Genomic DNA, 7,810 nt, shown 5'->3' with positions numbered 1-7,810 from the left:
CCGGTACCGAGCTGACCGGCGAGGTCGCCGCCGACGGGCCGGACGTGCCGGTGTCGGTGGGGCTGACCGCGTACCGCCTCGTGCAGGAGGGGCTGACCAACGCGCAGCGGCACGCTCCCGGCGCCGCGGTGCTCGTCAGGGTGGCGCGCCGGGGCGCGCAGCTCGTCGTGGAGGTGGGCAACGGGCCGTCGGCGGGTGCGGCGGCGGTGCATGACGGTGCACCGGGCACCGGGTTGCTCGGCCTGCGCGAGCGGGTCGCGGCCGTGGGCGGGGAGCTGGTCGCGGGCCCGGACGGTGGCGGGCACCTGCTGCGGGCGGTCCTGCCGCTGGGCGCGGCGCGGTGAGCGGGGTGATCCGGGTGGTGGTGGCCGACGACCAGCCGGTCGTGCGGCAGGGGTTCGCCGCGATGCTCGGCGCGGACCCCGGCGTGGCGGTGGTCGGCGAGGCCGGTGACGGTCTGGCGCTCGTGGAGCTCGTGACGCGGCTGCGCCCCGACGTGGCGCTCGTGGACGTGCGGATGCCGGGCACCGACGGGCTGACCGCGACGGAGCGGCTGGCCGCGGCGGGGCTGCTCGGCCCGGGCCGCACCCAGGTCGTCGTCCTCACCACGTTCGACCTCGACGAGTACGTGGACCGGGCCCTGCGGGCGGGGGCCGCCGCCTTCCTGCTCAAGACGCTCACCCACGAGCAGCTGCGCGACGCGGTGCGGGTGGTGGCCGCCGGGGAGCAGCTGCTGGCCCCGGCGGCCACCCGCCGCCTCATCGGCCGCTACCTGGCGCGGGCGGCGGTGGACCCGGCGGTGCCCGCGGAGGCGGCCCGCAGGCTCTCGGTGCTCACCGAGCGGGAGCTGGGGGTGCTGCGGCTGCTGGCGGCGGGGCTGTCCAACGCCGAGATCGCGGCCACCCTCGTCATCACCGAGCACACGGTGAAGACGCACGTCGCGCGCGTCCTCGCCAAGACGGGGACCCGCGACCGCACGCAGGCGGTGGTGCTGGCCTTCGACGCCCGCCTCGTCTCCCCGGCGGGCTGACCGCGTCCGCCCCACGACCTCGCCCGACGACCCCTTGGCATATACGTATACACGTGCTTATATGGGCTCATGAGGTTACGATGAGCCGTGCCCAACAAGACGATCTACGTCTCGGAATCGGACCTGCCCCTCTTCCAGCGCGCGCAGGAGCTCACCGGGGGCAACCTCTCCGCCGCCATCACCACCGCCCTGCGCCGGCTGGTCGACGTCGAGGAGGCCAAGGTGGAGGGCTTCGAGGAGATCACCGTGCGGGTCGGGCCCGGCGCGGGCCGCCGGCAGCGCTTCACCGGCGTGCTGCTCGTGGACTGGAGCCGCTCCAGCGCCGAGCGCACCGAGCGCTACCGCGTCTACCGCAGCCGCAGCGGCAAGTACGTCGTCCACGTCAAGCGCTCCGCCGAGGAGCTCTGGAGCGCCGGCCCCGACGGCAAGGCCACCGGCTGGCGCAAGCACTTCAGCAGCGACCAGCAGTGGGGCACCACCGCCGCCACCGCCACCCTCGAGGTCGCCGACGACCTCGACGCCCTGCGCGCCCTCGTGCCCGCCGAGCTGCACGCCCAGGTCGCCGCCCTCGCCGAGGTGCCCGTCGTCGAGGACCTCGACATCTAGCCCCCGCGCCCCACCGGCGGCGCGGCGGCCCCCTCCCCCTCCCGGCCGCCGCGCGCCCGCGCCCCGGCGGCCCCGCCCTGCCCGGAGGCAACCGTGCCCACGTCCCTCCCCCCTCCCGGACCCCCCTCCCCCGCCCTCCGCGTCCGCGGCCTGCGCAAGGCCTACGGCGAGCGCACCGTCCTCGACGGCATCGACCTCACCGCCCCCGCCGGCAGCGTCCTGGCCCTGCTCGGCCCCAACGGCGCCGGCAAGACCACCACCGTCGGCGTGCTGTCCACCCTCGTGCCCGCCGACGGCGGCAGCGCCGAGGTCGCCGGCCACGACGTCGCCACCGCGCCGGCCGCGGTGCGCGCCGCCATCGGCGTCACCGGCCAGGCCTGCGCCGTGGACGACCTGCTCACCCCCCGGGAGAACCTCACCCTGACCACCCGGCTGCTCCACCTCGGCCGCGCGGCCGGGCGCCGGCGGACCGACGAGCTGCTGGACCTCTTCGAGCTCACCGACGCCGCCGGCCGGCCCGCGGCGACGCTGTCCGGCGGGATGCGGCGCAAGCTCGACCTCGCGATGACCCTCGTCGGCGAGCCGCGCGTCGTCTTCCTCGACGAACCCACCACCGGCCTGGACCCGCGCAGCCGGCGGGCGCTGTGGCAGGTCGTGCGCGACCTCGTCACCGGCGGCACCACGGTGCTGCTCACCACGCAGTACCTGGAGGAGGCCGACCAGCTCGCCGACACCGTCGCGGTCCTCGACGGCGGCCGCATCGTCGCCGCCGGCACCCCCGCCGAGCTCAAGCGGCTCGTCGCCGGCGGCAGCATCCGGCTGCACCTGCCCGACGGCGCGGCCGTCGCCGCCGCCGCCCTAGCCTTCCCCGAGGGCGTGCGCGACGAGGCGGCGCTCGTGCTCACCCTGCCCGGCAGCGGCGACCCCGCGAGCGTGCGGGCGGTGCTCGACCGCCTCGAGCGCGCCGCCGTCCCCGCCGAGCACGTCGAGGTGCGCACCCCCGGCCTCGACGACGTGTTCCTCGCCCTCACCGGCGCGGGCGCCGCGGCGCAGGGGGTGTCCCGGTGAGCGCCGCGACCCTCGCCGCCGCCGACTCCGCGACGATGCTGCGCCGCTACCTGCTGCGGATGCGGCGCTACCCGAGCCTGACCGTGCTCCTCGTCGGGATGCCCGTGCTGCTCCTGCTCCTGTTCGTCCACGTCTTCGGCGGCACCCTCGGCGCCGGCCTGCCCGGCGGGGCGCTGCCCGGCGCGGACGGGCGCGGGCGCTACCTCGACTTCGTCACGCCCGCCCTGGTGGTGGCCGCCGCGATCGGCGCCGCGCAGGGCACGGCCATCTCCGTCGCGATGGACCGCACCACCGGGATCGTCGCCCGGTTCCGCACGATGGCGATCTCCCCGGTGTCGGTGCTGGCCGGGCACGTGCTGGGCAGCGTCGTGCAGTCGGTGCTGGCGATGGGGGTGCTGCTGGTCGCCGCCGTGGCCCTCGGCTACCGCCCCGGGGCGGGGTTCGCGGGCTGGGTGGCGCTGGCCGGGTTCCTGGTGCTGCTCTCGCTGGCCCTCACCTGGCTGTGCCTGGCGCTGGGCCTGCTCAGCGACAGCGTGGAGACGGCCAGCAACCTGCCGATGCCGCTGCTGCTGCTGCCGTTCCTGGGCAGCGGGTTCGTGCCGGTGGAGTCCATGCCCGCCGGGCTGCGCTGGTTCGCCGCCCACCAGCCGGCCACCCCGGTGATCGAGACCGTGCGCGGTCTGCTCGACGGGCGCGCCGACGCCGGCACCGCGGCCACCGCCGTCGCCTGGTGCGCGGTGCTGGCGCTGGCGGGGTGGGCGTGGTCGCTGCGGCTGTTCCGCCGCACCACGACCGGCTGACCACCGCGCTGCGGTGACATCCTCACCGCGTCGGGGCCGGGCATCGCACGATCGGAGGCAGCACGTGACGACATCCCGGATCCCGGGCGGGGCGCAGGAGCGGCTCCTCCTGCAGCGGCGGGTGGTGCGGGTCCTGGCCGCGGGCCAGGTGCTGGGCGGGCTGGGGGCGGGAGCCACCCTCAGCCTCGGCGCGCTGCTGATCACCGAGGTGTCCGGTTCGTCGGCCTGGTCGGGGATGGCCGCCACGATGGCCACCCTGGGCGCGGCCGCGCTGGCGGTGCCGCTGGCGCGCCTGGCGCAGGCCCGGGGCCGGCGCACCTCCCTGAGCACCGGCGCGTCCGTCGCCGTGCTCGGCGGGGTGGCGGTCGTCGCCGCGGCCGTGGTGAGCAGCTTGTGGTTGCTGCTGGTGGGGATCCTCCTCCTGGGCGCCGGTCAGGCGCTGAACCTGCAGGCCCGCTTCGCCGCGACCGATCTCGCCGCCGCCGCGACCCGCGGGCGGGACCTGTCCCTGGTGGTGTGGTCCACCACGGTCGGGGCCGTGGCGGGGCCGAACCTGTTCGAGCCGGGTGAGGCCGTCGGCCGGGCCCTGGCGCTGCCGCCGCTGACCGGTGGCTTCGTCATCTCCGCGACCGCCCAGGCCCTCGGTGCCGTGGTGTACCTGGTGGGCCTGCGACCCGATCCCCTGCTGACGGCGACGGCGGCCACCGGCGCGGCGGGCACCGGCGCGGCACCGAGCAGGCCGGACGGCGGGCTGGACGTGCTGCGCTCCTCCCCCGCCGCGCGGCGGGCGGTGCTCACCGTCGCCCTCGGCCACGCCGTCATGGTCGCCCTGATGTCCATGACCCCGGTGCACCTGAGCGAGCACGGTGCCTCGCTCAGCGTGGTCGGGTTGACGATCAGCCTGCACGTGGCCGGGATGTACGCCTTCTCCCCGGTCTTCGGTCACCTCAGCGACCGGGTGGGGGCCCGGGCGACGGTGCTGCTCGGGCAGGCGATGTTCGCGGCGGCCCTGCTGCTGTCCCTGCTCGGCGCGGAGGACGCGGCGGTGGTGACGGCCGGCCTGGTCCTGCTGGGCCTGGGCTGGTCGGCCTCCACGGTGGCCGGTTCCGCACTGGTCAGCGCAGCGGTCCCACCCGCCCAGCGGCCCCGGCTGCAGGGGGTGTCCGACTCCCTGATGAGCCTGGCGGGAGCGACCGGCGGCGCAGCGGCCGGTCCCGTCCTGGCACGCGTCGGCTTCGACGGGCTCGCCGCCACCCTGCTCGTCCTCGTGGCCGTCACGGCCCTCGCCCAGCGGACGCGGTGACCGCAGGCGGTGGAACGCCGCCCCCGCACGGGCCCCCGGCCGCCTCAGACCAGGCCCTCCAGGTCGACGGACCAGTCCTGCGCGGCGGGGTCGGGGAGGTCGACGGCCCGCTTCGGCTCGAACCAGACCGTCTTGCCCGGACCCCGCCGCGCCGGGTGGGCCTCGATGCCCCAGTCGTGCGCGACGGAGGCGACCAGCTGCAGACCCCGCCCGGTGGTCGCCTCCAGCCCGAAGCGGCGGGCCTGCACGGGAGCGGCGGAGGAGTCGGCGACCTCGATGCGGACGGTTCCACCGGGACCGGCGCGCAGGGTGACGGTGAACGGGGTGCGGGCGTGCAGCACCGCGTTGGTCACCAGCTCGGAGACGCCGAGCTCCGCCGGCTCCTCCAGCTCCTCGGCGTCGAGGTCGCGCAGCACCCGCCGCACGTGGCGGCGGGCTGCGGAGACGGCCGAGGCCTGCGGCTGCAGCACCAGCGGCTCACCCACCACCGCGGGCGCGCCACCGGCCGCGGCGTCCACGCTCACGGGCACCGCGGTGGGCACGGCGGTGGGCACGGCGGTGGGCACCGCGGTGGGCACGGCGGTGGGGGTGGAGCCGGCCGCCGCCGGGCCCGGACCCGCTGCACGCCAGGGCGTGGGCGCCTGCCCGGCGAGCTGGCGGAGGAACTCCCCGAAGACCCAGCGGCGGTAGGCCACGACCTCCGGCGGGGCGGGCAGGGTCAGCAGGTGTTCCTCGGCGCGGCAGAAGTCGTCGGCCTCCTCCAGCACGTCGGCCAGGCGCTGCACGAACTCCCCGGTCCGCGCGGGCACCGAGTAGGTGACGTCCACGTGGTCCCGCCCCGCGGCGACGGCGGCGTCCATCACCGCCGCCGGCCGGACCTGGAACGGCGCGTACGTCGTCGCCAGCTCGGTGGCCACCTCCAGCAGGCGCTGCGGCAGGCCGGCCCGCGCGCCGTGCTCCGCGCCGATCTGCACCAGCGCCAGTTCCCGCAGCAGGCCCTCGGTGTGGCGGGTGTACTGCTCCCTCCCCCGCAGCGGCAGGCCCAGCAGGTGCACCTGCACCAGCGCCGGCTCGCTCCCCACACCGCCCAGCGTCCCACGAAGCCGCCGACGGGGTCGGGCCGTGGACCCCGGGGGACGGCGGGGTCCGCATCGGTGACGTCGCGGATCACCGGGTCCGGGTTGCCGGCGACGACCGCCCCGGCGCGGCGCCCCGCACCCGACCGGTCCGGGCACGTCCCGGTCGGGTCCCGGACCTGCCCGCCGGGCCAGCATGGTCGCACCGAGAAGGGGGACCGACGTGCTGGACCGGCTCAACGCCGCGCTCGACCTGCTCGAGCGCGACCTCACCGGGGGCGCACCCGTGGACGTCACCGCGCTGGCCCGGGCCGCGGCGACGAGCGAGCACCACCTGCGCCGGACGTTCTCGGCGCTGGCCGGGATGCCGCTGGGCGAGTACGCGCGCCGGCGGCGCATGACGCTGGCGGTGGCCGACGTGCTCGCCGGCCGGCTCACGCTGCTCGACGTCGCCACCCGCCACGGCTACGGCTCGGCGGAGGCGTTCAACCGTGCCTTCCGCGCCGTCCACGGCGTCAGCGCCGGAGCGGCGCGCCGCACCGGGGCGCCGCTGGTGTCCCAGCCGCGGGTCTCCTTCCACCTCCGCATCGAAGGGAGCAGCAGCATGCGCTACCGCATCGTCGCCAAGCAGCCGTTCCGGGTCGTGGGCGCCAGGACGCGCGTCCCGCTCGTCCACCTCGGGCGCAACGGCGCCATCGAGGACTTCGTCCGCGCCCTGGACCCCGGCGTGCGCGAACAGGTCGCGGCCCTGTCCGACCAGGAACCGCACGGACCCGTCTCGGTGACCGACGCGCTGGACGGCTCCCGCGCCGAGGGCACCGAGCTGGACTACTGGTACGCCGCCGCCACCTCCCGACCGGCGCCGCCCGGCCTGGACCAGCTGGAGGTGCCCGCCGGTTCCTGGCTCGTGCTCACGACCACCGGGCCCCACCCGGAGGCGATGCAGCACCTGTGGCGCGACGCCTACGGGCAGTGGTTCCCCGCCAACCCGTGGCGCACCCGCCCCGGGCCGGAGCTGCTGCGCACCGAGCTGCACGGGGACGGCACCGGCGACGGCGAGCTGTGGCTGCCCGTCGAGCCCGAGCAGCGCTGAGGCCGCCGCCCGCCCCGTTGCGGGGAACCGCTTGCCGGTCCAGGGTGGAGACCCCGCCGCACCTCCTCCCGGAGCGCCCCGTGCCCACCCCGCCCACCGTGCCCGCCCTCACCCTGAACACCGGGGCCCGCATCCCGCAGCTCGGCCTGGGCACCGCCCGCGCCGACGACGCCACGATCCGCGGCACCGTCGCCCGGGCGCTGGAGCTCGGCTACCGCCTGCTCGACACCGCCTCCCGCTACGAGAACGAGCGCGGTGTCGGGCAGGGCATCGCCGACGCCGGCCTGCCGCGGGAGGAGGTGTTCGTCTCCACGAAGCTGCGCGGCGACGACCAGGGGTACGAGGGCGCCAGGGAGGCCCTGCACGGCAGCCTGGAGCGGCTCGGCCTGGAGTACGTCGACCTCTACCTCGTGCACTGGCCGCTGCCCCGCCTCGACCGGTACGTGGAGTCCTGGCACGCCATGGAGGAGATGCGCGCCGAGGGCCTCGTCCGCGCCATCGGGGTGTCCAACTTCCTGCCCGAGCACCTGGACCGGCTGGCGCGCGAGTCCGGCACCGTCCCGGCGGTCAACCAGATCGAGATGCACCCGCACCTGCCGCAGGAGGCCCAGCGCGCCGACGACGCCCGCCGCGGCATCGTCACCGAGGCGTGGTCACCGCTCGGGGCCGGCCAGGGCCTGCTGGAGGAGCCGGCCCTGGTGCGCACCGCGGAGCGCCTCGGCGCCACCCCGGGGCAGGTCGTGCTCGCCTGGCACCTGCACCGCGGCGTCGTCACCTTCCCCGCCGCGTTCGAGGAGGACCTGCTGCGCCAGAACCTCGCCGCCGCGGGCGTGC

At 77.0% G+C, this 7,810-nt stretch carries 9 protein-coding genes; 8 read left to right on the top strand and 1 reads right to left on the bottom strand.

Annotation, left to right across the window (positions count from 1 at the left end; genetic code table 11):
• The 6 genes from ABEB16_RS19620 to ABEB16_RS19595 all read left to right on the top strand — a co-directional run.
• A partial coding sequence (locus tag ABEB16_RS19620; protein WP_425560265.1) for a sensor histidine kinase occupies positions 1 to 344 on the top strand: 344 nt, incomplete at its 5' end.
• Positions 341 to 1,030, top strand: a complete 690-nt coding sequence (locus ABEB16_RS19615; RefSeq protein ID WP_345713885.1) for a response regulator — start codon at positions 341 to 343, stop codon at positions 1,028 to 1,030. The genes ABEB16_RS19620 and ABEB16_RS19615, both read left to right, overlap by 4 nt.
• 87 nt (positions 1,031 to 1,117) lie before the next feature.
• Complete coding sequence (locus ABEB16_RS19610) at positions 1,118 to 1,636, top strand: EXLDI protein (protein WP_345713884.1); 519 nt, start codon at positions 1,118 to 1,120, stop codon at positions 1,634 to 1,636.
• 93 nt (positions 1,637 to 1,729) lie between these two features.
• A complete protein-coding gene (locus ABEB16_RS19605; RefSeq protein WP_345713883.1) occupies positions 1,730 to 2,704 on the top strand; it encodes an ATP-binding cassette domain-containing protein in 975 nt (324 codons plus the stop codon).
• The gene (locus ABEB16_RS19600; RefSeq protein ID WP_425560264.1) at positions 2,701 to 3,504 is read left to right on the top strand and encodes an ABC transporter permease; all 804 of its coding nucleotides are present in this window, start codon (positions 2,701 to 2,703) and stop codon (positions 3,502 to 3,504) included. The genes ABEB16_RS19605 and ABEB16_RS19600 overlap by 4 nt, the downstream gene beginning before the upstream one ends.
• Positions 3,505 to 3,568: 64 nt before the next feature.
• A complete protein-coding gene (locus tag ABEB16_RS19595) occupies positions 3,569 to 4,807 on the top strand; it encodes an MFS transporter (RefSeq protein WP_345713882.1) in 1,239 nt (412 codons plus the stop codon).
• A gap of 44 nt (positions 4,808 to 4,851) precedes the next feature.
• Here ABEB16_RS19595 and ABEB16_RS19590 read toward each other — a convergent pair whose 3' ends face one another.
• Complete coding sequence (locus tag ABEB16_RS19590) at positions 4,852 to 5,889, bottom strand: ATP-binding protein (protein WP_345713881.1); 1,038 nt, start codon at positions 5,887 to 5,889, stop codon at positions 4,852 to 4,854.
• Positions 5,890 to 6,106: 217 nt separating this feature from the next.
• Here ABEB16_RS19590 and ABEB16_RS19585 point away from each other — a divergent pair, with 217 nt between their 5' ends.
• Positions 6,107 to 6,976 carry an AraC family transcriptional regulator gene (locus ABEB16_RS19585; protein ID WP_345713880.1) on the top strand — a complete coding sequence of 290 codons (870 nt, stop codon included), beginning with the start codon at positions 6,107 to 6,109 and terminating at the stop codon, positions 6,974 to 6,976.
• Between the two features lie 80 nt (positions 6,977 to 7,056).
• Positions 7,057 to 7,810, top strand: a 754-nt coding sequence (locus tag ABEB16_RS19580) for an aldo/keto reductase (protein ID WP_345713879.1), incomplete at its 3' end; no start/stop codon positions are given.

Origin of the sequence: Kineococcus glutinatus (assembly GCF_039542765.1) — a bacterium.
GTDB lineage: Bacteria > Actinomycetota > Actinomycetes > Actinomycetales > Kineococcaceae > Kineococcus_A > Kineococcus_A glutinatus.
The sequence above is the reverse complement of the archived record's forward strand: the minus strand, read 5'-3'. Positions and strand labels throughout refer to the sequence as shown.